At 65.3% G+C, this 26,439-nt stretch carries 26 protein-coding genes and 1 tRNA gene; 13 read left to right on the forward strand and 14 right to left on the reverse strand.

All coding sequences use genetic code 11. The annotated features are described in order from the left end of the window. Positions 1–200 precede the first annotated feature (200 nt). Positions 201–359: a hypothetical protein gene (locus QAZ22_RS04260; RefSeq protein ID WP_278205744.1), complete on the reverse strand. Its 159-nt coding sequence runs from the start codon at positions 357–359 to the stop codon at positions 201–203. 48 nt (positions 360–407) lie between these two features. Between QAZ22_RS04260 and QAZ22_RS04265 the strand changes: the two genes are divergently transcribed. Continuing rightward, the gene (locus QAZ22_RS04265; protein WP_278205745.1) at positions 408–1,409 is read left to right on the forward strand and encodes a substrate-binding domain-containing protein; all 1,002 of its coding nucleotides are present in this window, start codon (positions 408–410) and stop codon (positions 1,407–1,409) included. Between the two features lie 601 nt (positions 1,410–2,010). On the opposite strand, the gene QAZ22_RS04270 is transcribed toward QAZ22_RS04265, so the two are convergent. Next, entirely contained in the window at positions 2,011–3,069 is a 1,059-nt protein-coding gene (locus QAZ22_RS04270) for an ornithine cyclodeaminase (RefSeq protein WP_278205746.1), read from the reverse strand. Positions 3,070–3,071: 2 nt separating this feature from the next. Beyond that, positions 3,072–4,004 carry an arginase gene (gene rocF, locus QAZ22_RS04275; RefSeq protein ID WP_278205747.1) on the reverse strand — a complete coding sequence of 311 codons (933 nt, stop codon included), beginning with the start codon at positions 4,002–4,004 and terminating at the stop codon, positions 3,072–3,074. Between the two features lie 134 nt (positions 4,005–4,138). On the opposite strand from rocF, the gene QAZ22_RS04280 reads away from it, so the two are divergent. Beyond that, positions 4,139–4,579, forward strand: a complete 441-nt coding sequence (locus tag QAZ22_RS04280) for an Lrp/AsnC family transcriptional regulator (RefSeq protein WP_278205748.1) — start codon at positions 4,139–4,141, stop codon at positions 4,577–4,579. A 398-nt stretch (positions 4,580–4,977) separates the two neighbouring features. Here QAZ22_RS04280 and QAZ22_RS04285 read toward each other — a convergent pair whose 3' ends face one another. Together QAZ22_RS04285 and QAZ22_RS04290 are read right to left on the reverse strand one after the other, a co-directional pair. Next, positions 4,978–6,744 (reverse strand): adenylate/guanylate cyclase domain-containing protein, encoded by a 1,767-nt coding sequence (locus QAZ22_RS04285; RefSeq protein ID WP_278205749.1) that lies wholly within the window; start codon positions 6,742–6,744, stop codon positions 4,978–4,980. A 293-nt stretch (positions 6,745–7,037) separates the two neighbouring features. Beyond that, positions 7,038–7,112: transfer RNA gene (locus tag QAZ22_RS04290), tRNA-Gly, on the reverse strand. A gap of 210 nt (positions 7,113–7,322) precedes the next feature. Here QAZ22_RS04290 and QAZ22_RS04295 point away from each other — a divergent pair. The 4 genes from QAZ22_RS04295 to QAZ22_RS04310 all read left to right on the forward strand — a co-directional run bounded on the left by QAZ22_RS04295 (position 7,323) and on the right by QAZ22_RS04310 (position 10,175). Continuing rightward, positions 7,323–7,823, forward strand: coding sequence for a prolyl-tRNA synthetase associated domain-containing protein (locus QAZ22_RS04295; RefSeq protein WP_278205750.1), 501 nt, complete (start codon positions 7,323–7,325; stop codon positions 7,821–7,823). Between the two features lie 98 nt (positions 7,824–7,921). Then, positions 7,922–8,917, forward strand: coding sequence for a thioredoxin (gene trxA, locus QAZ22_RS04300; protein WP_278205751.1), 996 nt, complete (start codon positions 7,922–7,924; stop codon positions 8,915–8,917). Between the two features lie 166 nt (positions 8,918–9,083). Further along, positions 9,084–9,755: an LON peptidase substrate-binding domain-containing protein gene (locus tag QAZ22_RS04305; RefSeq protein ID WP_278078003.1), complete on the forward strand. Its 672-nt coding sequence runs from the start codon at positions 9,084–9,086 to the stop codon at positions 9,753–9,755. Positions 9,756–9,929: 174 nt separating this feature from the next. Next, the gene (locus QAZ22_RS04310) at positions 9,930–10,175 is read left to right on the forward strand and encodes a Trm112 family protein (RefSeq protein WP_278205753.1); all 246 of its coding nucleotides are present in this window, start codon (positions 9,930–9,932) and stop codon (positions 10,173–10,175) included. A 282-nt stretch (positions 10,176–10,457) separates the two neighbouring features. Here QAZ22_RS04310 and QAZ22_RS04315 read toward each other — a convergent pair whose 3' ends face one another. Genes QAZ22_RS04315 through QAZ22_RS04325 form a run of 3 tightly spaced genes read right to left on the reverse strand, consistent with a single transcriptional unit; the run spans position 10,458 to position 16,262 of the window. Then, positions 10,458–13,778: an error-prone DNA polymerase gene (locus QAZ22_RS04315; RefSeq protein ID WP_278205754.1), complete on the reverse strand. Its 3,321-nt coding sequence runs from the start codon at positions 13,776–13,778 to the stop codon at positions 10,458–10,460. Then, the gene (locus QAZ22_RS04320; RefSeq protein WP_278205755.1) at positions 13,775–15,253 is read right to left on the reverse strand and encodes a DUF6504 family protein; all 1,479 of its coding nucleotides are present in this window, start codon (positions 15,251–15,253) and stop codon (positions 13,775–13,777) included. Before QAZ22_RS04320 ends, QAZ22_RS04315 begins: the two co-directional genes overlap by 4 nt. Beyond that, the gene (locus QAZ22_RS04325; RefSeq protein ID WP_278205756.1) at positions 15,195–16,262 is read right to left on the reverse strand and encodes a hypothetical protein; all 1,068 of its coding nucleotides are present in this window, start codon (positions 16,260–16,262) and stop codon (positions 15,195–15,197) included. The genes QAZ22_RS04320 and QAZ22_RS04325 overlap by 59 nt, the downstream gene beginning before the upstream one ends. A gap of 183 nt (positions 16,263–16,445) precedes the next feature. Between QAZ22_RS04325 and QAZ22_RS04330 the strand changes: the two genes are divergently transcribed. Continuing rightward, positions 16,446–16,883, forward strand: coding sequence for a metallopeptidase family protein (locus QAZ22_RS04330; protein WP_278205757.1), 438 nt, complete (start codon positions 16,446–16,448; stop codon positions 16,881–16,883). Between the two features lie 262 nt (positions 16,884–17,145). Here the strand turns inward: QAZ22_RS04330 and QAZ22_RS04335 are convergent, their stop codons facing one another. Continuing rightward, positions 17,146–17,352, reverse strand: a complete 207-nt coding sequence (locus QAZ22_RS04335) for a DUF1737 domain-containing protein (protein WP_278205758.1) — start codon at positions 17,350–17,352, stop codon at positions 17,146–17,148. A gap of 29 nt (positions 17,353–17,381) precedes the next feature. Beyond that, entirely contained in the window at positions 17,382–18,263 is an 882-nt protein-coding gene (locus QAZ22_RS04340; protein WP_278205759.1) for a CoA ester lyase, read from the reverse strand. Between the two features lie 324 nt (positions 18,264–18,587). Here QAZ22_RS04340 and QAZ22_RS04345 point away from each other — a divergent pair, with 324 nt between their 5' ends. The 4 genes from QAZ22_RS04345 (at position 18,588) to QAZ22_RS04360 (ending at position 22,299) form a co-directional block, all read left to right on the forward strand. Then, positions 18,588–18,758, forward strand: coding sequence for a hypothetical protein (locus QAZ22_RS04345; protein ID WP_278205760.1), 171 nt, complete (start codon positions 18,588–18,590; stop codon positions 18,756–18,758). 42 nt (positions 18,759–18,800) lie between these two features. Next, on the forward strand, positions 18,801–19,499 hold the full coding sequence (locus QAZ22_RS04350; RefSeq protein ID WP_278205761.1) for a response regulator transcription factor: 699 nt from the start codon (positions 18,801–18,803) through the stop codon (positions 19,497–19,499). Beyond that, positions 19,487–21,058 carry an ATP-binding protein gene (locus tag QAZ22_RS04355; RefSeq protein WP_278205762.1) on the forward strand — a complete coding sequence of 524 codons (1,572 nt, stop codon included), beginning with the start codon at positions 19,487–19,489 and terminating at the stop codon, positions 21,056–21,058. Before QAZ22_RS04350 ends, QAZ22_RS04355 begins: the two co-directional genes overlap by 13 nt. 74 nt (positions 21,059–21,132) lie before the next feature. Continuing rightward, positions 21,133–22,299: an FAD-binding oxidoreductase gene (locus QAZ22_RS04360; RefSeq protein WP_278205763.1), complete on the forward strand. Its 1,167-nt coding sequence runs from the start codon at positions 21,133–21,135 to the stop codon at positions 22,297–22,299. Positions 22,300–22,460: 161 nt separating this feature from the next. Here QAZ22_RS04360 and QAZ22_RS04365 read toward each other — a convergent pair whose 3' ends face one another. The 4 genes from QAZ22_RS04365 to QAZ22_RS04380 all read right to left on the reverse strand — a co-directional run bounded on the left by QAZ22_RS04365 (position 22,461) and on the right by QAZ22_RS04380 (position 24,258). Continuing rightward, on the reverse strand, positions 22,461–22,952 hold the full coding sequence (locus QAZ22_RS04365; RefSeq protein ID WP_278205765.1) for an SRPBCC family protein: 492 nt from the start codon (positions 22,950–22,952) through the stop codon (positions 22,461–22,463). A 38-nt stretch (positions 22,953–22,990) separates the two neighbouring features. Beyond that, positions 22,991–23,440 (reverse strand): SRPBCC family protein, encoded by a 450-nt coding sequence (locus QAZ22_RS04370; protein WP_278205767.1) that lies wholly within the window; start codon positions 23,438–23,440, stop codon positions 22,991–22,993. Next, complete coding sequence (locus tag QAZ22_RS04375) at positions 23,437–23,757, reverse strand: metalloregulator ArsR/SmtB family transcription factor (protein ID WP_278205768.1); 321 nt, start codon at positions 23,755–23,757, stop codon at positions 23,437–23,439. Before QAZ22_RS04375 ends, QAZ22_RS04370 begins: the two co-directional genes overlap by 4 nt. Before the next feature lie 75 nt (positions 23,758–23,832). Beyond that, positions 23,833–24,258: a GNAT family N-acetyltransferase gene (locus tag QAZ22_RS04380; protein ID WP_278205770.1), complete on the reverse strand. Its 426-nt coding sequence runs from the start codon at positions 24,256–24,258 to the stop codon at positions 23,833–23,835. 160 nt (positions 24,259–24,418) lie between these two features. Here QAZ22_RS04380 and leuD point away from each other — a divergent pair, with 160 nt between their 5' ends. Further along, positions 24,419–25,024 (forward strand): 3-isopropylmalate dehydratase small subunit, encoded by a 606-nt coding sequence (leuD, locus tag QAZ22_RS04385; RefSeq protein ID WP_278205772.1) that lies wholly within the window; start codon positions 24,419–24,421, stop codon positions 25,022–25,024. Between the two features lie 221 nt (positions 25,025–25,245). Then, positions 25,246–26,196 carry a hypothetical protein gene (locus tag QAZ22_RS04390; protein ID WP_278205773.1) on the forward strand — a complete coding sequence of 317 codons (951 nt, stop codon included), beginning with the start codon at positions 25,246–25,248 and terminating at the stop codon, positions 26,194–26,196. The last annotated feature ends 243 nt before the right edge of the window (positions 26,197–26,439 follow it).

Here is a 26,439-nt window from a genome sequence, read left to right on the forward strand (position 1 = left end):
GCGAAATCGCCGATGACAGCGTTTTTCTCCCCGTCACTATACGGGGAGAAATGCCCGGCAGGGCAATGAGGGGCGGCGCTGCCCTCTCAAGCAGAAGCCGCAGGCAGCATCTCAAATGATGCACCCCCGGCAGCTCGCTTACGATATTGACAGCTGATAAAATGTCGTGCGTAATCGGTTACGTAACCGATTACGACCGGTTAGGAAAGCATCGGTTGCTGTTCAGCGGCGGCGACAATTTCAATCCGTTCATGATTGGTCTTGTCATCATGCTCGCCGTCATCATAGACGCCTATCGGGAGAGGCTGTTGCGGAGGATTCGCTAGAGCAATTCCAGCAAAGCGAGTAAGCGTTTCCATCCGAAATTGTGCAGGAGCGTGTAGAAAACCAGCGGGGGCCAAGGAGCCATGACGACGATTGCCGATGTCGCGCGCTTTGCGGGGGTATCCGTCGCAACGGTCTCGCATGTGATGAACCGCACGCGCCATGTCGAGCCGGAAACGGCCGAGCGCGTGCGCGCGGCGATCGCCGCGCTGCGCTACAGCCCGAACTCGCTGGCGCGGAGCCTGCGGCGCGGCGAGACCAAGACCATCGGCCTGCTGCTGCCCGACAATTCCAATCCGTTCTTCGCCAGCGTGGCGCGCCAGATCGAGGATGCCGGCTTCGTCGCCGGCTATACGGTGATCCTGTGCAATTCCGACGGCAATGCCGAGAAGGAAGAGCGCTATCTGTCGGTGCTGTTGGCAAAGCAGATCGACGGGCTGATCTTCGCCGGCTCGTCCGACCATGCGCGGGTGTTCTCGCGCCTTTCCGCCGCCGTGCCGGCGGTGCTGCTCGACCGCGAGATTCACTCCGTCAATGTCGATTCCGTGCTGGTCGACCACGATCACGGCGGCTATCTCGCCGGGCGCCACCTGGTCGGGCTCGGCCATTACAAGATCGGCGTCATCGGCGGCCCGCGCGATTCGAGCTCCAGCCCCGCCCGCCTGCGCGGCTTTGTCCGGGCGCTCGAGGAGATGGGCCTCGAGCTGCCCGCATCGTCGGTGGTCGATTCCGACTATCATTTCGCCGGCGGCCGCCTGGCGATGGAGCGGCTGATGGAGCAGGCGCCGGACATCACGGCGGTGTTCGCCTGCAACGACCTGATGGCCATGGGCGCCATCACCGCGCTGCGTTCGCGCGGCTTGCGCGTCCCCGACGACATGTCGCTGGTCGGCTTCGACGACATTCCTTATGCCGTCACCACATGGCCGCCGCTGACGACGATCGCCCAGCCGGTCGAAAAGATCGGAACGCGGGCGGTGAACCTGCTGCTCGAGCGCCTCGGCGAGCCGGCAGCGCCCTCGCGCCGCGAGGTGCTGGCGCCGGTGCTGGTCGAGCGGGAAAGCTGCGCGCGTCTGCGTGGGTAGTGTTGGCAATTGTCGACGTCGGCGCTGCCCCTCATCTGTCTGCCCGTCCTCCGCAGCAGCTGCGCTGCAGCTGCGGAGGGTGGACCGGCATCTTCTCCCCGTGAAACGGGCTACGGTATGCACACATTTCCAAGCTGCTGGTCTTTGGCGATAGCGTGCATGGCAGCTTGGCGCATGCATTGTCTTATGTAGCGCTGGTCGACCCCCACTCCGTCTCGGCTTCGCCGAGCCACCTCTCCCCCGATCGACGGGGTAGAGGAAAGGCGCCAAGCCTTTTGCCGTCAACGCTCGTCCAGCAAGGCTCCCTTCCTTTCCCTCCGGAGGGGGGAAAGGTGGCGCTGCGAAGCAGCGACGGATTGGGGGACCCACTTGGCAATCAAGCCCAGGTCGATCAGTCACGCCAGTCACGGAAGATGTGTGCATCCCCTAGCGCGAAGCGGGGAGAAGGGGTGATTGGCGAAAGCGGCGATGACAGTGTCTTTCTCCCCGTCACTACACGGGGAGAAATGCCCGGCAGGGCAATGAGGGGCAGCGCTGACTTAGCAAGCAGAGTGATACTCTGAGAAGCTCCGATAGACTGGGCTATCTCAACGAAGTTCCCTCAAGCGGCCGGCTGCATGGCGGCCCTGAGCAGCATGCCGAACAGGTCGCGCGGCTCGTCGGGGTCGGCGAGCAGGTCGAGCTCCTCGTAGAGGCCGGTGGCCTTGAGCTGGTCGCGGACATAGCGCAGCGCGGAGAAATCCTCGGTGGCGAAACCGACGGAATCGAACAGCGTGATCTGCTTGGCCGACTTGCGGCCTTCGGCCTGGCCGGTCATCACCTGCCACAGCTCGGTCACCGGATGGTCGGGGTCGAGCTGCTGGATCTCGCCCTCGATGCGCGTCTGCGGCGGGAACTCGACGAAGATGTCGGAGCGCAGCAGGATGTCGCGATGCAGCTCGGTCTTGCCTGGACAGTCGCCGCCGACCGCATTGATGTGGACGCCCGAGCCCACCATGTTGTCGGTGAGGATCGTGGCGTACTGCTTGTCGGCCGTCACCGTGGTGATGATGTCGACGCCTTCCACCGCGTCCTGGCCGGTCGAACAGATGGTGATGTCGAAACCCTTGCCGGCGAGGTTGCGGGCGCATTTTTCCGAGGCCTGGCGGTCGATGTCGTAGAGCCGCAGCCGGTCGATGCCGATGAGCGCCTTGAAGGCGATGGCCTGGAACTCGGACTGGGCGCCGTTGCCGATGATGGCCATGGCGCGCGATCCCTTCGGCGCCAGATATTTGGCCGCGACGGCGGAGGTGGCCGCCGTGCGCAGCGCCGTCAGGATGGTCATCTCGGTGAGCAGCATCGGATAGCCGGAGCCGACATCGGCGAGCACGCCGAAAGCGGTGACCGTCTGGCGGCCCTCGCGCATGTTCTTCGGATGGCCGTTGACATATTTGAAGCCGTAGAGGCGCCCGTCGCTGGTCGGCATCAGCTCGATGACGCCGTCATGGCTGTGCGAGGCGATGCGCGGCGTCTTGTCGAACAGCTCCCAGCGGCGGAAATCGTCCTCGATGTAGCCGGCAAGCTCGGTGAGAAACCGCTCGACGCCGATGGCGAGCACCAGCTTCATCATGCGGTCGACGCTGACGAAGGGGACGATGGCAAGGCGGGAAGGCTGGGTCATGATCAGAGGCTTCCGGAATGGCTGCGGGTCGGCCGGTCCATGATGCGGCGGCCCATCAGGCTAGCGGCGAGGTCGACCATCAGGGTCGCGGTGCGGCCGCGCTCGTCGAGGAACGGGTTGAGCTCGACCAGGTCGAGGCTGGAGACAAGGCCGCTGTCGGACAGCATCTCCATCACCAGATGCGCCTCGCGGAAGGTGGCGCCGCCGGGCACGGTGGTGCCGACGGCCGGCGCGATCGACGGGTCGAGGAAGTCGACGTCGAGGCTGACATGCAGCAGCCCGTTTTCCGCTTCGACGCGACCCAAGAAGACGCGCAGCAGCGGGGCGATGCCATGCTCGTCGATCGAGCGCATGTCATGCACGGTCACGCCCGCCTCCTTCAGCGCCCGGCGCTCGGCCGGATCGACGCTGCGCAGGCCCATGGTGCAGATGCGGGCCGGCTCGACCGCGGCCGGCAGATCCGGGAAATAACCGCTGAAGCCGGGGCGGCCGCTGGCATAGGCGAGCGGCACGCCGTGCAGATTGCCGCTGGTGGTGGTGTCGAGCGTGTGGAAATCCGGATGCGCGTCGAGCCAGAGCACGAAAAGCGGCCGGCCGCGTTCGGCGGCGCGGCGCGCCACGCCGGATACGGTGCCGGCGGAAATCGAGTGGTCGCCGCCGAGGAAGATCGGCATGGCGTCCTTCGAGGCCGTGTAGGCGGCCTCGGCGATCGCCGATGTCCAGGCGGAAATCTCCGGCAGCGCCTTGAGCGCGAGATTGCCATGGACGACGGCGCGCGCCTGAGCCGGCTGCACCGCGCCCCAGTCCTCGAGCTCGTGGCCGAGTTCCGACAGCACCGAGATGAGCCCCGCGGTGCGCAGCGCGCTCGGCCCCATCTCGCATCCCATCCTGCCCGCGCCGTCCTGCACCGGCGCGCCAACGATCCTGCAGCGCATGATTCTTTTTTGGCCCTTGCGATTGACTGCTTGGAGTGAACCACCGCCGCCTGGCGGTTTGAACAGGGAAAATTGGCATTTCGAAAAGGTTGATCTATCATATTGCACATATCGCCTGATCGAAATGGACAACCATGGACGCGCTCGACGAAAGACTGGTGACGCTGCTCAGGCACGACGCGCGGCGCAGCGTCTCCGATCTCGCGCTCGACCTCGGCGTCTCGCGCGCCACGGTCAGGGCGCGCATGGAGCGGCTGGAAAAATCCGGCGAGATCATCGGCTACACGGTGGTGCTGCGCGCCGACGCGGTCGATCAGAAGATACGCGGCGTCATGCTGATCGAGATCGAGGGCCATGCCGCCGACCGCGTGATCAGGGCGCTCGGCGGTTTTCCCGAAGTGTCGACTATCCACACCACCAACGGCCGCTGGGACCTGGTGGTCGAGCTCGGGACCGCCTCGCTGACCGATTTCGACGCCGTGCTGCGGCGGATCCGGCTGATCCCGGGGATTACCGGGAGCGAGACCAGCCTGCTATTGGCGACGCCAAGGACGACGCGGGCGAGGCTGGGGTAGGAGGCGGAGCGATCACTGAATGGCAAAAGCGTAACCGAACATGGCGCCAAGCCCTTCTCGGTGATCTACCGCGTTCTGGGCGAGGGCGGTGACCGAAAGCGGAGGACCGCTCGCCGGCAAGCAGCACCGCATCACGCTGGGAAAGTGGCCGGTAGTCGGCCGGGCAGAAGCGAGAGAGCGGGCGCGGGCAATTCTTGCTGCCGCTTGGAGGCCGCGCGAAACGGTAGAGCCGCTCGCTCGCTTTGCCTCTACCCTGTGGGAACGCCGGCGCAAGGGCCGGACACGCACTGAGATCGCTTCCATACTACGTGGCGGCTCTGCGGCTGGCGGCCGATCAGGGCCGCCGCGGCCGGCAGGAGTTGTTGCGCTGACGTGCGACAGCTCGCGCATGTGTACGGCTAAAACTCTTTCAGTCCTGCCAGCCGCAAGCCCTCGAAGACTGCTGCCATGCGAGATGGATCGTATTCCGGCAGTCCCGCCCTGATGCTCGCGATCGTGACGTCCGGCGCGAGCGCCTGGAACTTTGCCAGATATCGTCGCGCCTCGTCCATTCGGCCGAGCTGCGCATTTGCCGCAATCAATGTCCAGTAACTCGGATCGAGCTCTGCATTGACCGCCATTGACCGCTCCGCGAACTTCAGCGCCTCGGCATAGTTGCCGAGCGCCATGTGTACGAGTGCGATGTTGGTTATGGCCCATGGCGCCGTCGGATCACCCGGGCTCATCACGATCGCGCGCTGACTATGGGCGAGCGCGTCCTGCAGATTCCCGCAATGGATTTCGGCGATACCGGCGGTCATTAGCACAAACTGGCTGTTAGGGTTCGCCTCGAGGGCATTGGCGACGATCTGCATGCCCCGATCGTACTCCCGCAGGGTCACCAGCGTCAGGCCGCATTGCGCCAGCACGGTCGCATCGCCTTGCGGATCGGCAAGTGCGCGGCGCACTAGATCGCGACAGGCTGCCCGATCGTCGTCGGTGAGCGCCGGCCAGCCCATGGCAACGCGGAATTCAAGGGCCAAACAAGCGCCGGTCAGAAACGGCGCGTAGTGCGGCTCGAGTGCGACTGCTTCCATCATGAGAGCAAAGGCCTGAGCATTGTCCTCGGGCCGCGAACTGTGAGTCTTCGACAGCGCCCTCAGGTAGAGATCGTAGGCATCGAGGCTTCCCGGGCGCTTTCTACGAGAACGTTCGATTTCAGCCCGTCGGATCTGTGGTTCAATTACTCCGATGACGCTTTCGGTTATCCGATCCTGAACGTCGAACACGTCTGCCACAGCACCGTCGAATCTGTCTGCCCAAAGATGGGCCCCGCCTGTCGTCTCGATGAGCTGTGCGGTGATGCGCAGCCGCTCGCCCGAGCGTCGCACGCTGCCTTCGAGTACGTAGCGGACTCCGAGCTCCCTGGCGACCTGTCGAACGTCGATTGCCTTGCCCTTGTAGACGAAGCTCGAGTTGCGGGCGATCACCGCAAACGACCTGAAGCGACTGAGGGCGGTGATTATGTCCTCAACTATGCCGTCGGCAAAATAGTCCTGCTCCGGGTCGCCACTCATATTCTGAAATGGCAGCACCGCAAGCGCCGGCCTGTCCGGCAAGCGCTCCGTCGCACCCGACGGGCCTAACTGCTCGGCTCCGCCCGGGCGCAGTCGATAAGCTCGGATCGGCCGAACGATGTTCTTCAGCACCTGTTCGCCGATGTCCTCGAAGCGAAGGTCTATCTTTCCCGCTGCATCCTCCTGAACTCGTGCGGACACACAGATCCCGCCCGGCTCAGCGATGCTCTCCAGACGCGAGGCGATGTTAACCCCGTCGCCGAACACGTCGCCGTCCTGCTCGATAATATCGCCGACATTGATGCCGATCCGGAATTCGAGCCGGTCATCGTTGCTCGTCGCGGCATTGCGTTCGGCCATGCCGGCCTGCACCTCGACCGCACAGCGCACTGCATCGACGACACTGACGAATTCCGCCAATAGCCCGTCGCCCGTCGTCTTGACGATCCTGCCTCGATGCCTGGCGATGCATGGATCGAGGTGCTCGCGGCGATGGCCGTTCAAGCGGGCGAGAGTTCCTTCCTCGTCGGCGCCCATGAGTCGACTGTATCCGGCGACATCGGCCGCAAGGATCGCCGCGAGCTTGCGCTCTATACCGCCTGCTTCCATTCGAGTTCCTCCGAGGCCTTTGGATCATATTGGGTTAGGTTGATTGGTCCAACAGCCTCTGCGTAAGCGGCCGGCAGTTCCCGGCCGGGCGCGTGACACGCAGGCCCATTTTGCGTTCGCGAATTCCGACCTAGGCCCATCGTCGACCGACGGGACCGGGTTTCGGCTGACTGGGCTTAAACAGAACCAATCGGAGGTCTGGGCGGGATGCCCGGCAGCAGGTCTGAGGGAAATAAGCGCGAAAAAGCCGCGGCGAACCGCGGCTTTTCGTTGCTTGATCCCTGGAGGGAAACTGGAGCGGGTGAGGCGATTCGAACGCCCGACCCCAACCTTGGCAAGGTTGTGCTCTACCCCTGAGCTACACCCGCTCGCGCGGCCTTGGGCCGCAAGCCGCGCCTATATGGCCGAAGAGCGCGGCGATTGCAACAGGGAAATGACGGTCTTTTTGGCCGCAGCCCGCCAGCGCCGACGAGATCGCCCGAAGCGGCGATTTCTTCGCCGCCCTCCGCCACCCTTGCCCCGAAGGCATCATTGGCCGTAAACGGCATGACCGCGCCTGCCGGACGATGCGAGGACCGATGCCGAAGACCGAAGCCGAGCTTTACGCCTTTCTTGCCGATCTCGGCATTTCCGTCTCGACGGTGCGCCATCCGCCCCTGTTCACGGTCGCCGATTCGCAGGCGCTGCGCGGCGAGATCCCGGGCGGGCACACCAAGAACCTCTTCCTCAAGGACAAGAAGGACAATTATTTCCTCGTCACCGTCGGCGAGGAAGCGGTAGTCGATCTCAAGCAGATCCACCATCTGATCGGCGCCGCCGGCCGCGTCTCCTTCGGCAAGCCGGAAATGCTGATGGAACTGCTCGGCGTCATCCCCGGCGCGGTCACCGTCTTCGGCCTGATCAACGATACGGGTGGCCGAGTGAAGGTGGTTCTCGACCAGGAGTTGATGAGCCACGAGGTCATCAACGGCCATCCACTGACCAATGAGGCGACGACGACCATCGCGGCCGCCGATCTCATCAGATTCGTCGAGGCAACCGGCCACGATCCTGTTATCTTGAAAGTCTCATTATCTTGAAAGTCGGGGCTTGATCGCCACATGGAGGGCGAACCGAAATCCGACAATGACGCGCCGCGCCTTCATGCCGGCGGCGGCGCGACCGAAAGGGCGACGACATGAGTGACAACAATCCGTTCAGCGGCTCATTTGGCGGCAATGCCGGCCAGTACGCCCAATCGGTCCAGTATGGCGGGGCCGACCGCGCCAAGGTGGCGCTTGCCGAGGCGCCGGCCGCCGCGGATCTCATCAAGGACACCACGACCGCGACATTCGCGGCCGACGTCATCCAGGAATCGCGCCGCCAGCCGGTGCTGGTCGACTTCTGGGCACCGTGGTGCGGTCCTTGCAAGCAGCTGACGCCGCAGCTCGAAAAGGCGGTCAAGGCCGCCGGCGGCAAGGTCAAGCTGGTCAAGATGAACATCGACGACCATCCCTCGGTCGCCGGCCAGCTCGGCATCCAGTCGATCCCCGCGGTCATCGCCTTCAAGGACGGCCAGCCGGTCGACGGCTTCATGGGCGCCATTCCCGAAAGCCAGATCACGCAGTTCATCCAGAAGGTCGGCGGCAAGGGCGGCGGCGCGGCGTCGCAGATCGCGGATGCGTTGGCGGCGGCCAGCGAGGCGCGCGAGGCCGGCGACGTCCAGACCGCGGCTGACATCTATGACGCGATCCTCGGCCAGGCGCCCGAAACCATCGAGGCGATTGCCGGGCTTGGCGAGATCCTGTTCGAGGCAGGAGACAGCCAAGCGGCCGAGGCGGTGCTTGCGAAGGCGCCGGAGGACAAGAAGGACGCAGCGGCGCTCGCGGCGCTGCGCGCCAAGATGACGCTGGCGGCGGAAGCGGCCACGCTCGGCAATCCGGCGGAGTTCGAGCGTCGGCTCGCCGCCAATCCGAACGATCATCAGGCGCGGTTCGACCTGGCGATGATCCAGAATGCGCATGGCGAGCGGACGCAGGCCGCCGACAATCTCCTGGCGATCGTCAAGGCCGACCGGACATGGAACGACGACGGCGCGCGGGCGCAGCTGTTGAAGTTCTTCGAGGCATGGGGAATGACCGACGAGGCGACGCTGGCGGCACGGCGCAAACTGTCGTCGCTGCTGTTCTCGTGAGCGCTTTGCCGGCTTTGTTGCCGTTTGCCAGGTAAGGGGCTTGCGCAGGGCGGCAGCTGCGCCAGATAGGGGGCAGTGGCTCGCCCTGCCGATAAACGGGTGAACAAGCCGGGCTGCGTCGATCGCAGATTTGACCGCTGCCGGGCGACGTGTGCGGAGGGTTGAAGTGCAGGTCGGAAACGCCCGCTATCGGCTCGCGAGGGATCTGCCGTCGACGATCCCGGTGTTCCCGCTCGCCGGAGCGCTGCTGCTGCCGGGCGGCCGCATGCCGCTCAACATTTTCGAGCCGCGCTATCTGCAGATGATCGACGAGGCGATGGCCGGATCGCGGCTGATCGGCATGATCCAGCCCAGTCTCGACGGCGCGCTGCGCAACGACGGCGAGCCCGAGCTTTGCAGCGTCGGCTGCGCCGGGCGCATCATCTCGCTCGCCGAGACCGGTGACGGCCGCTACCTGATCTCGCTGCAAGGTGTCTGCCGCTTCCGCGTCACGCAGGAACTGGCGGTGAAGACGCCGTTCCGGCAATGCCGGATCGCACCCTTCCTCGCCGATCTCGAGGAGGACCAGGCCGCCGCCGAGGTCGACCGGCCGGCGCTGCTCAAGGCGTTCCGCGCCTATCTGCAAGCCAATGACCTCGAAGCCGACTGGGAAAGCGTCAGCCGCGCCGAGAACGGAATGCTGGTCAATGCGCTGTCGATGATGGCACCCTACGGGCCGGCCGAGAAGCAGGCGCTGCTCGAAGCGGCGGACTTGAAGACGCGTGCAGAGACGCTGATCGCCATCACCGAAATAACGCTCGCGCGCGAGGATGAGGATTTTGGCTCGAGCCTCCAGTAAAGTGTATTGATATTCAGGTGAGGCCGGCCTGCAAATGGCGGGTTACTGCGCTTCCGGTGCTCACGTACTTCAAGTACGCTCCGCTCCGGTTCTCGAAACCCACCACTTTCGGCTCGGCCTGACCTGAATCTCAATACACTTTGGCCCGTGGCAGTTGGACAATGGAAGAGTGAGATGGCGGCGGACAGACGTGACGGACGGAAGGCCACGGTCGACCCGAAGCTGCTAGAACTGCTCGCCTGCCCGCTGACCAAGGGGCCGTTGACCTGGGATCCCGAGCGCAGCGAGCTGATCTCGCGCGTGGCCAAGCTCGCCTACCCGGTGCGCGACGGCATCCCGATCATGCTGCCCTCGGAAGCGCGCACGATCTCGGCCGATGACGTGTTGCCGCCGCAGCCGCGGTTGAGCGGGCCGTCGTGAACGCGCTTGCGCCGCCACGCGGCCTTCGAAGTTGGCGGGACGTTCCTTATGTCGTCATCCCAGGGCGGAGCAGCCGCGAAGCGGCGTCGCGGAGACCCTGGGATCCATGCCGTGACGTTGGTCGCGAAGCGCAACGGGGTAGAATTCTGCCCGTAGCGGCGCTCGCAGGTAACGGCATGGATCCTCGGGTCTGCGCTGCGTCGCTTCGCTCCTTGCTTCGCCCGTGGATGACGAAGGCGTTTTTCGCTCCCGCTGCGTTCCTTATTGTGCTGGAAATCGCCGCTACTGAAAATTCCGCCCTTTCGGCATGACCTGTTGCGCGGTACTCGACAGGGCTTCGGCGTCCTGGCGGACCGGCAGACCGCGGTTCGCCGGAGCAGACCGGTTCGCATCCGGCCGATGCTCGATGGCGGGCGGCCGCAAGAGCACGCCCAGCCAGGATGTCAGGTCCTCGATCCTGTCGGCGACGATGTGGATGACACTCGATTCATGCTGCAGCTTGCCGGTGACGCGGATGAAGCGCGCGCCCATCACGATAGGGCGGAAGCGGTCGAAGACACGCGGCCAGATGATGACATTGGCGATCGCCTTCTCGTCCTCGAGGGTAAGGAAGATGGCATTGCCCTTGCCGGGACGCTGGCGCACCAGCACCAGGCCGGCGACGGAGACGCGGCGGCCGTCGCGCACCGACGGCAGGTGCGCATTGGGCGTGATGCCGGCGCGGGTGAGCCGCTCGCGCAGGAAGGCGACGGGGTGCTCCTTCAGCGACAGGCCGAGCGAACGGTAGTCATGAACGACATGCTCGCCGAGCGGCATTTTCGGCAGCTTCGTTTCGGGTTCGAGCTCACGCAGGCGGAGCATGGGCTGGTCGAACAGCGGCAGCTTTTCGGCGGCGCTCCTGCCGTCGAGCGCGCGCACTTCCCAGAGCGCTGAGCGGCGGTCGAGGCCGAGCGAGCGGAAGGCGTCGGCCTCGGCCAGCCTTTCGATCTCGCCGACATCGAGGCCCGAACGCAGCCAGAGATCCCTGACCGATCGGTAGCCATTGCCGCGCCGGGCGACGGCGGCTTCCATCCGCTCTGCGGAAAGTCCCTTGATCTGGCGGAAGCCGAGCCTGACGGCATGCGCCGTCTCGATGACGCCGCGCATCGAGGCATGGCGTTCGAGGATGCGCGAAGGATCGAAGTCGGTGGCCTCCAGCGTGCAGTCCCAGACGGAATGGTTGATGTCGACCTCGCGAATCTCCACGCCGTGGTCGCGCGCATCGCGAACGAGCTGGGCCGGCTGGTAAAATCCCATTGGCTGGGAATTCAGGATCGCGGCGCAGAAGACGTCGGGATAGAAGGTCTTGAACCAGCAGGAGGCATAGACCAGCAGCGCGAAGGAGGCGGCATGGCTTTCCGGGAAGCCATATTCGCCGAAACCCTCGATCTGCTTGAAGCAGCGCTCGGCGAAGTCCCTCTCGTAGCCCTTGGCTACCATGCCGTCGATCATGCGTTGGCGGTAGTTGCCGATCGTGCCGGTGCGCTTGAAGGTCGCCATGGCGCGGCGCAACTCGTCGGCCTCGCCCGGCCTGAAGCCGCCGGCGACGATGGCGATCTTCATCGCCTGCTCCTGGAACAGGGGCACGCCCAGCGTCTTGCCGAGAATCTCTTCCAACTCGGGCTTCGGGTATTCGGGCTTCTCCTTGCCTTGCCTGCGGCGCAGATAGGGATGCACCATGTCGCCCTGGATCGGGCCGGGCCGCACGATCGCAACCTCGATGACGAGGTCATAGAAATTTTCCGGCTTGAGGCGCGGTAGCATCGACATCTGCGCGCGCGACTCGATCTGGAAGACGCCGAGCGTGTCGGCCCGCTCGATCATGGCATAGACGCGCCTGTCCTCTTCCGGGAGGGTGGCGAGCACATAGGGTTGTCCAAACGGATCCCGCGCTCGTGGATAATGATCGGTTAGCAAGGTGAAGGCGCGCTTTAGGCAGGTCAGCATGCCGAGCGCCAGCACGTCCACCTTGAGGATCTTCACCGCATCGAGGTCGTCCTTGTCCCACTCGACCATCTTGCGCTCTTCCATCGCCGTCTTGACGATGGGCACGACCTCGTCGAGCCGGTCGCGGGTGATGACGAAACCGCCGACATGCTGGGAGAGGTGGCGGGGAAAGCCCATGATCTCGTTGGCGCGCTCCAGCACCTGCCGAGACAACGGGTCGGTGCGGTCGAGGCCGCCGGCATTGGCCTCCTTTTCGCCGAGCTCCGAGGTCGACCAGCCCCAGATGGTGCTCGACAGGGCGCTGCGGACATCCTCCGACAGGCCCATCGCCTTGGCCACCTCGCGCAGGGCAGAACGGCCGCGATAGCTGATGACGGCGGCGGCCAGAGCGGTGCGCTTGGCGCTGTACTTCTCATAGATGTAGGCGATGACCTCGTCGCGCCGCTCGTGCTCGAAGTCGACGTCGATGTCGGGCGGCTCGTTGCGCTCCTCGGAGATGAAGCGCTCGAAGAGCGTATCGATCCGCTCGGGGCCGACTTCGGTGATGCCGATGCAGAAGCAGATGATCGAATTGGCGGCCGAGCCGCGGCCCTGGCAAAGGATTCCCTTGCTGCGGGCGAATTTGACGATGTCGTAGACGGTCAGGAAATAGCGTGCATAGTTCAAGCGCTCGATCAAAGCGAGCTCGCTGTCGATGCGCTGCAGCACATTTTCGGGGACGCCGGCCGGATAGCGCACGGTCGCCCCTTCGCGCGCCAAACGCTCGAGCTCGGCTTGCGGCCCCAGGCCGGATTCGGTCGGCTCGTCCGGATAGTTGTATTCGAGGTCGCTGAGCGAGAAGGTCAATTCGTCGGCGAAGCGCAGCGTCTCCGCCAGCGCCTGGGGATGCCGGCGGAACAGACGCGCCATCTCCAGCGGCGGCTTCAGATGGCGCTCGGCATTGGCGGTCAGCTCCAGCCCGACCTCGGAAACCGGCGTGTTGAGGCGGATCGCGGTCAGCACGTCCTGCAGCGGCCGGCGATCGGCGGCGTGGTAGAGCACGTCGTTGGTCGCCATCAGCGGGACGCCGGCATGGTCGGACATCGCCGCCGCCTGCTCGATGCGGAAGCGGTCGTTGCCGCCATAGTCCGGCGCCACGGCCAGCCGGAGTGCGGCGCCGAAACGATCCTTGAGCCGGCTAATGAGCGCCAGATTGTCTTTCGCGCCTTCGGACAGATCGGGCAGGATCGCCAGCGACATCAGATCGCCCCATTCGAGCAGGTCGCTCAATTCAAGCAGCGTCGCGCCCTTCTCGTTCTCGTCGCGCAGATTGGCTTGCGTCAGCATGCGGCAGAGATGGCCCCAACCCTTGCGGTCGCGGGGATAGGCGAGAATGTCCGGCGTGCCGTCGCGGAAAACCAGGCGGCAGCCGGGGTGATAGGCCAGCTTCTCGACCTTGGCCTGCTGCCAGGCGCGCACGACGCCGGCGACGGTGTTCCTGTCGGCAAGGCCGATCGATGAAAAACCATAGAATTTCGCCGTCACCACCAGCTCCTCGGGCTTGGAGGCGCCGCGCAGGAAGGAAAAGTTCGACTGGATGCCGAACTCGGCATAGGGGGTGACGGTCAGCGCGTTCATGCGAAGACCCCATGCATGAACCAGCGCGGCGCGGCTTGCGGGGCGCTGCCGTAGAGGCCCTGGCGGTAGAGCCAGTAACGACGCCCCTCGCTGTCCTCGATGCGGTAATAGTCGCGGGTCGGCGCCTCTTCCTCGCCGGGCAGCTGCCGCCACCATTCGGCGGCAATGCGCTCCGGCCCTTCGGCGCGGGCGACGCGGTAAAGCGCGCGCCGCCAGCGGAAGTTCATCGGCGGCCCTTCCGGGATTTCGGTCGCCGGCACCTCGATCGGCTCGGGCGATCGGAACAGCCGCACCGGCCGTTCCGGCGGGTAGATGGTCATCGGCGGCGCGACGCGGTCGGATTGTTTCGGCGGCATGCGCCTTCGCGGCGCTTCCGCGAAGGGAACGACCGCGACGGCGCGCTCCGGCAGATGGCTTTCGACGACGACCGGCTTCAGCACGGCGGCCTCGCCGAGGCGGGCGCGGATGCGGTCGGCGAACAAAGCGATGTCGGCGTCGTCGTCGCTCGCCTCGCCGGCAAGGTCGCCCTGCAGCATGTCGAAGGCTGCGACCGAAAGCACCGACAGCCGCACGAGGTCGAAGCCGAAGCCGGCGTCGATGTTATGTTCCAGCGCGGTCAGCCGTTCGTGGAACAGTTTGCGGATCAGCTGCGGCTCGCGCATCGGGCGCGAGGTGCCGACCGCGATGCGGCTGACGGCACCGTCGACGCGGAAGAGAAGAAGGGCGAGCGCCCTCGCGCCCTCGCCGCGGCGTTCGAGGTCGGCCTTCAGAGCGACGGCAAGCCGGCTCACCAGCCGCTCGATGTCGTCGGTGAGCATGATCGGCTCGGCAAGGTGGCGCTCGACCGAGAGCGGCGCCACCGGAAGGCGCGGCGACACGGCCTCGTCGAGGCGGCCGAGCGCCTGGTCGAGACGCAAAAGCAGCGTCGCGCCGAAGCGGCGGGCGAGCGGCGCGCGGGGTGCTGCCATCACCGCGCCCGCCGTGCGCAGGCCGACGCTTTCCAGGCTGATGCGGGTTTCCGGCGCGATGCGCAGCGCCGAAAGCGGCAAGGGTGCCAGAAGCGCCTCCTCCTCGCCGAAGGCCACGATGCGGTCGCCATGGAAGCGCGCCGCCGCCCAGGCGGCGCCCGGCGTCGAGGCGAGGCCAGTGCGGACATCGAAACCCTGCTCGAAGAAACGGGTGAGGATCTCGTCCTGCATGGCGCGCTCGCCGCCGAACAGATGCGTGCAGCCGGTGACGTCGAGGAACAGCCCGTCCTCGCCGTCGATCGCCACCAGCGGCGTGTAGCGGTCGCACCAGTCGGCGAGGCCTTCGAGCAGGCGGCGGTCGGCTTCCGGGTCGGCCTCCACCACATCGATCGAAGGGTGCATGGCGCGCGCATCGGCAATGCCCATGCCGCGCTTCAATTTGAGCGCCTCAGCCCGTTCGTCGAGGGCTGCGATGCGCTGGGCGTTGCTGTCGCGATGGCTGATCACCAGCGGTGGATGAGATGGCGGCAGGTGATGCGACGGGCGGGAACGCCAGGATCGCCCCAGACGCTGGCGCAGGATCCGCTCCGCGGCCAGATAAGGAAACCACAGCGACAGAATTCTCTGTTCTTTCGGCAAAAGCGTGCTCATCGGGGTTCCACTCCAGTGTGAATTGTCCGGGCAGGGCCGTGCGGCTCTTGCCGATATCGACGGTGAAGGCGGGCCGGCCGATCGAGCCGGCGAGCGGGCCGGCGAGCGTCTCGCGGCTCGCCGCCGGCGCCGCCGAAACGATGAGGCGCACCGGTGCCGCCGTGGGTTCGGCCTCGCCGGCCTGGCGCAGCAGCAGCACCGGCCGGCCGGCGGCTTGGGCGCGGGCATGCAGGCGGCGCGTGGCGGTAAGGTCGAGAAGCCGCGGGCTGCCGCGGATCTCCAGGATGACGGCGGCGAAGGCCGTCATGCGGGCGGCTTCCTCGGCGATCCACAGCGCGTCGAGAAGCTTCGGCGCTTCGGAAAACAGCAATTGTTCCGGCTCGATGCCGAAGAGGGCGTGAAGCCCCCTGGCATAGGGAAAGCCGGCCTCGCGGAAAATCTCCGCCGTGCCGATCCAGAGGACCGGCAGGCCCTGTTTCCGCTTGAGGATCAGGCTGGCGAGCGAGAGCGCGAAGCCGGCAACAGTGCCGGCATCGCGGGTTTCCAACCCATGGATTTCACTGAGCGCCGCCTTGGGCAGGCCGCCGCCGAGGGTGGTATCGAGGCGTTCGATGCCGCTGTACAGAAAGGCATCCGGCGAGGCCACGGCAAGGCCGCGCCGGACGATGGTGACGTCCGGGCCTGTGGGTTCCGCAATTCCGGACGGAAAACCGCTTCGCACTTTTCCTGGAATTGCTCGTCCTGAAATTGTTCGGGGCGCGCCAGTCACCGGCGCCTCCAGGCGCTCGGGCAGCGTTCCCTCGATCTTCGCGATCTGGCGGCGCAGGGCAAAAACAGTGTCCCGCGCCACGGCGCTCATCGCCATGACGTTCACTTCCGGCAGCAATTGTTCCTGTTATGTTCCTATAGATTCCAGAGGGCTTAGGAAGAGTCAAGCGGAGTCGCAAGGAATTTATTCCTTAACCCTTTGCCCTGGGAATGACCCGCCGGCCGGCTCATTTGCCTCCATCGGCGCGAAAGCCTATATGCCGGGATCAAAGGAAACTTCATGGCCCGTATCTACAAGACCCGCACCTGGCACGACCAGCTCTCGCCATCGATGGACGAAATGGAGCTTCTGGCGCTGGAAGCCTATGCCCATCTGCCGGAAGAGTTCCGCCAGCTCACCGGCGAGATCGTCATCCAGATCGCCGACTTCCCGACCGACGAGATCATGGACGACCTGTCACTGGAGACGCCCTTCGACCTGCTCGGCCTGTTCGAGGGGCGCGGCATCGCCGAGCGCTGGAACCCGCAGACCGGCGAGGGTCCGAACCGCGTCACGCTCTATCGCCGCGCCATCCTCGACTACTGGGCCGAGAACGAGGAGACGCTGGGCGACATCGTCACCCATGTGCTGATCCACGAGATCGGCCACCATTTCGGCCTCTCGGACGACGACATGGAGCGGATCGAGGAAGCGGCCGAGCAAGCGGCGGCGGGGTGAGAACCACATCGCCATCCCAGGCAACTCGTCATCCTAGGGCGGAGCAAGGAGCGAAGCGACGCGCGTAGACCCTAGGATCCATGCCGTGACATGCGAGCGTTGCAGCGGTTCAGAAGCCGCGCTGCCTTTCAGCGAGAGGACACAAGTTCTGCAGAGTCGCACTTTTCGGCTCAGGTAACGGCATGGATCCTAGGGTCTGCGCTCCGCTTCGCGTCGCTCCGCCCTAGGATTGACGAAGCCCTAGGGCGCCGCCCTTTCTACCCTACCAATCGCTGAGCTTGGTGTCGGGTCCGTATTCCTGGCCCTCGACATCCTTCACCACCGCCTGGCCGCAGCGCATCGTCTTGCTTTCCTGGTCAAAGCCATAGGTCGGCGAGCCAAACAGGTGCCAGCCCTTGTTCAGGGCCGCCGTCACCTTGTGGCAGAAAGTGGAATCGTCCGGACCGGACAGAAAGCGGTAGAGCTTCATTTTTCGACCCTGTCGTGAATATCCGCGCATCATGCGCCGATGATTGCGGCCTTCGCCAGAAGTTTCTCGGCCTCGGCCAGATGCAGCCGCTCGACCATGCGGCCGTCCAGCGCGATGACGCCCTTGCCGGCATTTTCAGGCCGCGCGAACGCGTCCCTGATCGCGTGCGCCCTGGCCAGCGTCTCCGGCGCCGGCGAAAAGGCGCGGTTCGCCGGCTCGATCTGCGCGGGGTGGATCAACGACTTGCCGTCGAAGCCCATGGCGGCCGCCTCGGCGCATTCGTGGGCAAAACCGTCGAGGTCGCGAAAATCATTGGCGACGCCGTCGATCACGTCGAGGCCGCCGGCACGAGCAGCAAGCACCAGCTGCAGCAGCCACGGCATGAGGTAACGCCGGTCGGGCGTGGCGAGAATGCCGGTCGCCTTCACCAGATCGTTCGTTCCGGCAACGAAACAAGAAAGCCGCGAGGCAGGGTCGCGGCCAAGCTCGGCGATGGCGCCGATGTTGAGCAGCGCCTTCGGCGTCTCGATCATCGCCCACAGCTTCAGGGTGTCCGGCGCGAAATCGTCGTCCAGCCGATCGCCGGCCTCGAGAATGTCGCGCGGTGTGCCGATCTTGGGCAGAAGGATGCCGTCGGGTTCTGCCTTGGCGACGGCCAGCAGGTCGTCGATGCCCCAGTCGCTGCCGAGCGGATTGATGCGCACCACCATCTCGCAGCGCCGCTGTGGCCGGGCGGCGAGGATGCCTGCAAGTTTGTCGCGTGCGGAAACCTTGTCGGCGGGCGCCACGCCATCCTCAAGGTCGATGATGACGGCATCGCAGGCCAAGGACGGGATCTTGGCCAGCGCCTTGTCGTTCGAGGCAGGCATGTAAAGCACCGAGCGGCGCGGGCGGTAGGTCTCAACGGTCATTAGCGATCTATGCAGGCTGGAGGCGAGCGAGGCAAGGCGCGGAGCAATCTCCCCCCTTGAGGGGGAGATGTCGCCGAAGGCGACAGAGGGGTCGCCGCGCGTGGAGCGCCAGCCTCGTCGGCAATGGAGATGGCGTTGGCGCTTTATGTGAGACGACCCCCTCTGACCGCTTCGCGGCCATCTCCCCCTCAAGGGCCCTCAAGGGAGGAGAAGACGCTGGCGCCAGCCTGAAGCGATTTACCCTGCACGAAATCTGCAAATCATTGCTGAAATTCTTGGCCAATCCGCCCCGAGCTTTTCGCGTCCGCCGGCGAAACAGGCGGCATGAGAACACGCGAAAACCTCCGCTGGTCCTTGCCGCGCCGGCTGCGCGACGACGGCTGGTGGCTCGTCGAGCCGCAAAGGCTGCGCCCGATGCCGATCGTCCTGCCCTTCGTCGCGAGATCGCAATTCCGGCCAGAAAACCGTCTCACACTTTTCCCGGAATTGCTCTAATCCTGCCGTTTCATCGAACCCCACACGCTTGGCCGCCGATCAATGCCGCACAACATCCTCGTTGCCGACGACGATCCGCATATCCGCGAGATCATCTGCTTCGCCTTGGAAAAGGCCGGCATGAAGACGCATGCCGTCGCCGACGGCGCCGCGGCGCTGCGGGCGGTCGAGCACCGCGCGCCGGACCTCATCGTGCTCGACATCGGCATGCCGGAGATGGACGGGCTGGAGGTCTGCCGCAGGCTCAGGCAGAAATCCGACGTACCGGTGCTGTTCCTGTCGGCGCGCGATGAAGAAATCGACCGCATCCTCGGGCTGGAGATGGGCGGCGACGACTATGTGACGAAACCGTTCAGCCCGCGCGAGCTGGTCGCCCGCGTCAACGTCATCCTGCGGCGCGCCCGTCCGGCGGTGGCGGAGGAGGAGGCGGACGACCGGCAGTTCACGCATGGCAAGCTGATGCTCGTTCCGGCCAGCCACGCCGCGAGTTTCGAAGGCAAGCCGCTCACCTTGACGGCGATCGAGTTCGCGATCCTGAAAGGCTTTCTCGCCCGCCCGCAGCATGTGCTTGGCCGCGACGCGGTGATGGCCAACGCCTATCAATCGAACATCCATGTCTCGGAGCGCACGGTCGACAGCCATATCCGCAACATCCGCGCCAAGCTGGCGGCGGTCGGCTGCTCGGATGCGATCGCGACCGTGCATGGCGTCGGCTTCCGGCTCGGCCGATGCGGTGGTTGAGCAAGGAGAAATGGCGGCCGCGGCTCGCCACCGTCGTGGTCGCCATCCTGATCGTGGTGATGGCGCTGCCGCTGGTCGGGCTGTTCTTCTTCCGGCTTTATGAAAACCAGCTGATCCGCCAGACCGAGGGCGAGCTGATCGCGCAGGGCGCGGTCGTCGCCGCCGTCTATGCCGACGCGGTGCGCGCGGCCGGCATCGCTCCGGAGCGGTTGGGGGCGCCGATCTCGGCTGACCCCGCAAGGGACAATAACTATCCCTATCAGCCGATCGAGCCGCAGCTCGATCTTGCCGCCGACGATGTCATGCCGTCGCGACCGGCGGCCGTTCCCGCCACCGCCGATCCTGCCTTCGCCGCCGTCGGGGCGCGGCTCGACGGCATTCTGGACGAGACGCAGAAGACGACGCTCGCCGGCTTCCGGCTGCTCGATCCGCACGGCGTGGTGATTGCCGGCGGCGGCGAGGTCGGACAGTCGCTCGGCCAGGCCGAGGAGGTGCGGCGGGCGCTTGCCGGCGCCTATGCAAGCGAGCTGAGACTCAGGATCCCGGACCAGCCGCCGCCGCCGCTCTATTCGGTGAGCCGAGGCACCAAGGTGCGCGTCTTCGTCGCCCTGCCGGTCGAGGTCGCAGGCCGGGTCGCCGGCGTGGTCTACCTGTCGCGAACGCCGAACAACATCGTCAAGCACCTCTATGGCGAACGCGGCAAGGTCACGCTCGCCGCCATCGCCATCGTCGGCGGCACGCTGCTGATCGCGCTGGTGTTCATCCGTACCGTAAGCCGGCCGATCTACGCGCTGATCGAGCGTACCAAGCGGATCGCGGCGGGCGATCGCGAGGCGATGCGGCCGCTCGCCCATCACGGCACGCGCGAGATGGCGGCGCTGTCGGCCGCTTTCCTCGACATGGCGCAAAAACTGCAGTCACGCTCCGACAGCATCCAGACCTTCGCCACCCATGTCTCGCACGAGCTGAAATCGCCGCTGACGGCGATCCAGGGGGCGGCGGAATTGCTGAGGGATTCCGACGGGACGATGGACGAGGCCGAACGGCGGCGTTTTTCCAACAACATCGTCACCGATGCCGGACGGCTCAATCTCTTGGTGCGCCGGCTGCTCGAGCTGGCGCGCGCCGAAAACCTGGCGCCGAGCGGTGAAAGCACGACGCTCCATGCGGCGCTGGCACTGCTGCCGGTCGACACCAGGCTGGAGGCGCGCATCGGATCGGGTGGCGATATCGGCCTCGGCATCTCAGGCGAGAATCTCGCGATCGTGCTCGCCAACCTCATCGACAATTCCGCCAGGCATAGCGCGAAGCAGGTGACGATTGATGCCGCGGCTGCCGGAGACAGAGTAACGGTGCATGTCGGTGACGACGGCGACGGCATTTCGGCCAGCAACCGGACAAAAGTATTCGAGCCGTTCTTCACCACGAGGCGCGAGGCCGGCGGCACCGGCATGGGCCTCGGCATCGTGCTGGCCCTCCTGAAAGCGCATGATGGCACGATCAGGCTGGTTGACTCCGAACGCGGCACGCGCTTCGAGATCGATCTGCCGGTAGCTTGAGTCTGAGCATGATCTTGTCCGAAAACCGGCTCCCACTTTTCGGGATCATGTCCTAAGCCGGAGAGCTGAAAGAAGTGCGCTACGACATCGTCATCATCGGCGGGGCCATCGTCGGGTCCTCGGTCGCCTATTACCTGCGCGAAGAGGGCTTTACCGGCTCGATCGCGCTGATCGAGCGCGATCCGCAATTTTCCCATGCGGCGACGACGCTGTCGCTGGCCTCGATCCGCCAGCAATTCTCCATCCCGGAAAACATCCGCCTGTCGCAATTCACGCTGAAACTGTTCCGGCGGCTGAAGGAAACGTTCGGCGCCGACGCCGATATCGGCTTCCGCGAGGGCGGCTATCTCATCCTTGCCGGCGAGGCCGGACTGCCGATTCTGAAGGCCAATCACGAGACGCAGATCGCCGAAGGCGCCGACATCGTGCTGGAAGATGCCGATCAGCTGACGCGCCGTTTCCCGTGGCTGTCGGCCGAAGGTATTTCCGCCGGGGCCTATGGCCGCAGCGGCGAAGGCTGGTTCGACGCGCATGCGCTGCTGATGCTGTTCCGCAAGGCGCTGCGCGACAAGAAGATCGATTTCATCGCCGCCTCGGTCACCGGCATTGCGCGCGAGGGCAACCGCGTCACCGGCGTCAGCCTCGACAATGGCGAGCGGCTCGAAGCCGGCATCGTCGTCAACGCCGCCGGACCGAACGCCGGCAAGGTCGCGGCTTTTGCCGGGCTCGCGCTGCCGGTCGAGCCGCGCAAGCGCAACGTCTTCGTCTTCGAGGCGCGCGAGAAATATGCCGGCATGCCGCTGCTGGTCGATCCCTCCGGCATCTATGTGCGGCCCGAAGGCTCGGTCTACCTCACCGGCGGCGCCGAGCCGGAGGAAGGCGATCATGCTCCCGATCCCGGGGATTTCGAGGTCGAGTGGCCGCTGTTCGAAGAGGTGATCTGGCCGACCTTGGCCACCCGCATCCCCGCCTTCGAGGCGATCAAGCCGACGCGCGCTTGGGTCGGGCACTACGACTATAACACGCTCGACCAGAACGCGGTGATCGGGCCGCACCCGGAGGTCGGGAACTTCCTCTTCGCCAACGGCTTCTCCGGCCACGGCCTGCAGCAGGCGCCGGCGGTCGGCAAGGCGCTTTCGGAGCTGATCGTGCATGGCGGGTATCGCACGATCGACTGCTCGGCGTTCGGGTATGGGAGGGTGGCCGAGGGGCGGGCGTTCCGGGAGCTGAACGTGATCTAGGCCAGCGCCCCCTTCCCCCCTTGTGGGGGAAGGTGTCGCCGAAGGCGATGGATGAGGGGTGTTCCAGGGAATGCCAGCGTCTCACTCCGCTGGAACACCCCTCATCCGTCTCGGCGCTGCGCGCCGATCCACCTTCTCCCACAAGGGGAGAAGGGGAGGTGCTAAGCCGCCCGCCGTCCTTCGCCAAAATATCCCTGCAGCCACCCAAGCACCCGCGCCCAGCCCTCGGCATGCTCGGCCGCTGCATCGGCAAACCCTGCAAACCCGCCGTGACAGATGGTGAGCCGGGTGCCGGCGGCGGTCGGCTCCAGCAGATAGGCGACCGTGGTCTCGTGGCGGCCGAGCGTCGGGTGATTCCAGTCATAGCGCCTCGTCTGCACGATGCGGCGCGGCATCTCTATCTCGAGGAACGTCCCGCCGGCGGGCAGGCGCCTGCCGTCGGGAGTCCGTACCGTGACGGTCCAGGCTCCGCCGACGCGAAGATCGGCGGTCCAGCCGGTCATCCGGTAGGTCTCCGGTGAACCCCACCAGCGCTCGACGTCAGTGGTGACCAGCGCCGCAAGGACCTGCTCCGGCGACGCGAGGATTTCGGCCGCGGCCATGACCGTCTCGGCGTTCGCCATGGCTCGCGGCCAGTTATGCGGCAGCATCATTGCAACCTCCTCAGCGGTTGTTCGATATCGAACGAGGCTCAGCCCTTTGACGGCGGGCGCTCGAAACCCTTGCCGGTCTCGAGCAGGCTCTTCAGGCTCGCCAGCACCAGCGGCCAGCCCTTGGCGACATTCGCGATCAGCCGGTGCGGGCCGTCGGCCTCATGGGTGACGGCAAGCTTCATCAGCTCGCCATCCTGCTCGATGGTGAAGGTGCAGCGGGTGTAGCCGTCCTCCTTCACCTCAGGCATCCATTCGTTGCGCCATTTGATGACCAGACGTCTGGGCGGGTCGATCTCGAGGATCTCGCCCGAGTCGGCGACGCGGCCGTCGGGGAAGACCAGCTTCCAGCTCGAGCCCACCTTCCAGTCGCTCTCCTGGTAGGAGCAGAGGAAGAACTGCCGGTTGAACTCAGGGTCGGTCAGCGCCGTCCAGAGCTTTTCGGGCGTGGTGCGGATATAGGTGACGTAGACGAAGGTGTTGTCGCTCACGGCTCTTCCCTTTCAAGTCGTTTCTTCAGGTCGCTCAATGCATCCAGCCGATGGCGCTCGAACTTGCCGATCCAGCGCTCGGCGATCTCGTTGATCGGAACGGGGTTGAGGTAGTGCTCCTTTTCGCGCCCGTTGCGGACGGTGGTGACGAGGTTTGCTTCTTCCAGGATCGCCAGGTGCTTGGTCACCGCCTGGCGGGTCATGTCCATCCGTTCGCAGAGCGCGTTCAGCGTCTGCCCGTTCCGGGCATAGAGGCTGTCCAGCAATTGCCGGCGGGTCGGGTCGGCCAAAGCGCGAAAGACGGCATCCATGCTCATGGCTTTAATATGCAACCATTTGGTTGCATGTCAAGCGTCGTGACAAACCAAGCAATCACTTGCCGGTGAATGGAGTCAGTGCTTGCGGGAGAACCAGAAAGCGTCGGTCATGCGTTGCATGCCGATGCGCTCGTAAAAACCGACGGCGTCGGGCACCGAGATCAGGCCGATGCCGACCGCAGGGCCGAGCTGGCGGCGCGCCTCGTCCATCAGGCCCTTGCCGATGCCGAGCCCTTGCGCCGAGGCGGACACGGCGAGCTCGGAAATATAGCAGACCCAGGAGAAGTCGGTGACGCCGCGGGCGACGCCGACAAGCGGCTTGCCTTCGACATCGAGACGCGCCGTCAGAACCAGGCTGGCGTTGCCCAGCATCGTCTTCAGGCGGGCCTCGTCATCGATCGGCCGCGTTTCGCCAAGGCGGGATTCCACCAGCACGCGGCGGAATTCGGCCACATCGAGCGTGGGCTCGCTTGCGTAGAGGATCTTGGGAGTCGGTGCCATGCCGCCACGGTGCCAGATCGATCGGCGTTTTGAAAGCAGGCGCTGCCGGTCTTGCGTCCAATGGCCCAAACTCAACTGCCAACAGCTGCCTTTCATTTGCCAGCCGCTTTGTGTAAACCGTGCGCCAGCAATTCCCGCAGAACCGAGACGGGCAAGGACCATGGACAAATTCACCAAGCTCACCGGCGTCGCCGCGCCCATGCCGATCGTCAACATCGACACCGACATGATCATCCCGAAGGACTACCTGAAGACGATCAAGCGCACCGGCCTTGGCACCGGCCTCTTCGCCGAGATGCGCTACAAGGAAGACGGTTCGGAGAATCCAGATTTCGTGCTCAACAAGCCCGCCTACCGCAAGGCGCAGATCCTGGTCGCCGGCGACAATTTCGGCTGCGGCTCGAGCCGCGAGCATGCGCCCTGGGCGCTGCTCGATTTCGGCATTCGCTGCGTGATCTCGACCTCGTTCGCCGACATTTTCTACAACAACTGCTTCAAGAACGGCATCCTGCCGATCACCGTCAGCCCGGAAGACCTGGACAAGCTGATGGACGACGCCTCGCGCGGCTCGAACGCGACGCTGTCGGTCGATCTCGAGGCCAAGGAAATCCGCGGGCCGGATGGCGGCGTGGTCAAGTTCGACCTCGACGACTTCAAGCGCCACTGCCTGCTCAACGGCCTCGACGACATCGGGCTGACCATGGAGAAGGCCGGCGCCATCGCTTCGTTCGAGAAGAAGAACGCCGAGCTGCGCCCCTGGGCCTGAGCGGCACAGAGCGTTTCACCGTTTCGCGGAAACGGCGAACCGCTCTATCTCTTTGTTTTGACGCAATTCCAGGCGGAAAACCGCTTCACACTTTTCCTGGAATTGCTCTAGTCGATAGACCCGGCCATTTGATCTTACGCATGTCTCCCGAAACCGGTTCCCACTTTCGGGAGACATGCTTCGCCGGCCGGGTTCGTGGCGGCTGAATGGGAGGGACAGTCATGACACGCTCGCTTCTGGCCGGCGCCTGCGTCTCGGCGGCAATCCTTCTGGCCCTGGCCGGCGCCAATGCGCAGACGCAGGCGCCGGCCACCCAGCAGGCGCCCGCGGCGTTCGACCAGTCCACCGCCGGCCAGGGTGCCGCCGATCAGGGATCGGCTGACGACCAGGCCGCGTCGGATGAGGAAAAGCAGGCGCCAATCCCGTTCGAGGACGGGCAATTCACCATCACCCAGCAGGAACAGTATGGCGAGAAGGTGCTGGCCTATGACGGCAAAGAGCTCGCCAGCAATTACGACGTCTTCTTCGAGAAGATCGTCGAGGTCGGCGGCATCAAGGTGGCGCTGTTCGATGTCGGCGATGGCGGCAATCAATGCGGCCCGGCGAGCGTCATCGCCTGGAAGACGGAGGGCGGCGAGATCCAGACCGTCACCGTCGAGCAGGACGAGTGCGGCGCGCCGCCGCTCGCGGTCTCCGACAGCGCCATCTACTACGTGCCCTATCTGCTGCCGGGAGAGACGAGGCCGGCGCTGCAATGGTCGCCCACCGGCGGGCTGACGACGTCCGGCAACCTCACCTACACGCCGGAACCCGGCACCGACTGGAAAGATGTCGATCCGTCGAAATACGACAACATCATCGACGCCTTCCACAACGAGGCCGTCTACAAGGCGGCCGAAGCGCTGCTCGGCAAGGACATGCCCGACGTGGCGACCAGCCTGCTGGTGGGCGGCGGCACCGAAAAGACGGCGTCGGGCGCCTTCTACGCCAGCGGCTGCGTGCCGCATGATTGCGGCGGCAACGACGGCTTCATGGCGGTCGACCCGGCAAAGCACCAGGTCTATTTCGCCCGCCGCGGCGACAATGGCGAGCCGCAAGCCTGGCCCGACGTCAAGAGCTGGCCGGCGGATATCAAGAAGGCGCTGGACGAGGCGCAGGGGTCGGGGAATTAGGTTCGCGGCAGTGGTGCCGGCCATCGCGGCTTCGTCATCCACGGGCGGAGCGACGCGCAGCGGAGCGCAGACCCGAGGATCCATTCCGTGACCGCTGCCGAGGAATGCATCCGCGGAGAATTCTGCACCGCTGGGCGGCGCCTTGGCGTAACGGCATGGATTCCAGGGTCTGCGCGCGTCGCTTCGCTCCTTGCTCCGCCCTGGAATGACGACCGGAGGGATGGTTCGGCGAATCTCTGAGGC

The sequence above is a fragment of the Mesorhizobium sp. WSM4906 genome, from assembly GCF_029674625.1.
Classification (GTDB): Bacteria; Pseudomonadota; Alphaproteobacteria; order Rhizobiales; family Rhizobiaceae; genus Mesorhizobium.

Excerpts from the sequence above, each read along its gene's own strand:
- QAZ22_RS04260 (WP_278205744.1), bottom strand. The coding sequence starts at position 359 with ATGGAAACGCTTACTCGCTTTGCTGGAATTGCTCTAGCGAATCCTCCG.
- QAZ22_RS04265 (WP_278205745.1), top strand. The coding sequence starts at position 408 with ATGACGACGATTGCCGATGTCGCGCGCTTTGCGGGGGTATCCGTCGCA.
- QAZ22_RS04270 (WP_278205746.1), bottom strand. The coding sequence starts at position 3,069 with ATGACCCAGCCTTCCCGCCTTGCCATCGTCCCCTTCGTCAGCGTCGAC.
- rocF (WP_278205747.1), bottom strand. The coding sequence starts at position 4,004 with ATGCGCTGCAGGATCGTTGGCGCGCCGGTGCAGGACGGCGCGGGCAGG.
- QAZ22_RS04280 (WP_278205748.1), top strand. The coding sequence starts at position 4,139 with ATGGACGCGCTCGACGAAAGACTGGTGACGCTGCTCAGGCACGACGCG.
- QAZ22_RS04285 (WP_278205749.1), bottom strand. The coding sequence starts at position 6,744 with ATGGAAGCAGGCGGTATAGAGCGCAAGCTCGCGGCGATCCTTGCGGCC.
- QAZ22_RS04295 (WP_278205750.1), top strand. The coding sequence starts at position 7,323 with ATGCCGAAGACCGAAGCCGAGCTTTACGCCTTTCTTGCCGATCTCGGC.
- trxA (WP_278205751.1), top strand. The coding sequence starts at position 7,922 with ATGAGTGACAACAATCCGTTCAGCGGCTCATTTGGCGGCAATGCCGGC.
- QAZ22_RS04310 (WP_278205753.1), top strand. The coding sequence starts at position 9,930 with ATGGCGGCGGACAGACGTGACGGACGGAAGGCCACGGTCGACCCGAAG.
- QAZ22_RS04315 (WP_278205754.1), bottom strand. The coding sequence starts at position 13,778 with ATGAACGCGCTGACCGTCACCCCCTATGCCGAGTTCGGCATCCAGTCG.
- QAZ22_RS04325 (WP_278205756.1), bottom strand. The coding sequence starts at position 16,262 with ATGGCGATGAGCGCCGTGGCGCGGGACACTGTTTTTGCCCTGCGCCGC.
- QAZ22_RS04330 (WP_278205757.1), top strand. The coding sequence starts at position 16,446 with ATGGCCCGTATCTACAAGACCCGCACCTGGCACGACCAGCTCTCGCCA.
- QAZ22_RS04335 (WP_278205758.1), bottom strand. The coding sequence starts at position 17,352 with ATGAAGCTCTACCGCTTTCTGTCCGGTCCGGACGATTCCACTTTCTGC.
- QAZ22_RS04340 (WP_278205759.1), bottom strand. The coding sequence starts at position 18,263 with ATGACCGTTGAGACCTACCGCCCGCGCCGCTCGGTGCTTTACATGCCT.
- QAZ22_RS04345 (WP_278205760.1), top strand. The coding sequence starts at position 18,588 with ATGAGAACACGCGAAAACCTCCGCTGGTCCTTGCCGCGCCGGCTGCGC.
- QAZ22_RS04350 (WP_278205761.1), top strand. The coding sequence starts at position 18,801 with ATGCCGCACAACATCCTCGTTGCCGACGACGATCCGCATATCCGCGAG.
- QAZ22_RS04355 (WP_278205762.1), top strand. The coding sequence starts at position 19,487 with ATGCGGTGGTTGAGCAAGGAGAAATGGCGGCCGCGGCTCGCCACCGTC.
- QAZ22_RS04365 (WP_278205765.1), bottom strand. The coding sequence starts at position 22,952 with ATGATGCTGCCGCATAACTGGCCGCGAGCCATGGCGAACGCCGAGACG.
- QAZ22_RS04375 (WP_278205768.1), bottom strand. The coding sequence starts at position 23,757 with ATGAGCATGGATGCCGTCTTTCGCGCTTTGGCCGACCCGACCCGCCGG.
- QAZ22_RS04380 (WP_278205770.1), bottom strand. The coding sequence starts at position 24,258 with ATGGCACCGACTCCCAAGATCCTCTACGCAAGCGAGCCCACGCTCGAT.
- leuD (WP_278205772.1), top strand. The coding sequence starts at position 24,419 with ATGGACAAATTCACCAAGCTCACCGGCGTCGCCGCGCCCATGCCGATC.
- QAZ22_RS04390 (WP_278205773.1), top strand. The coding sequence starts at position 25,246 with ATGACACGCTCGCTTCTGGCCGGCGCCTGCGTCTCGGCGGCAATCCTT.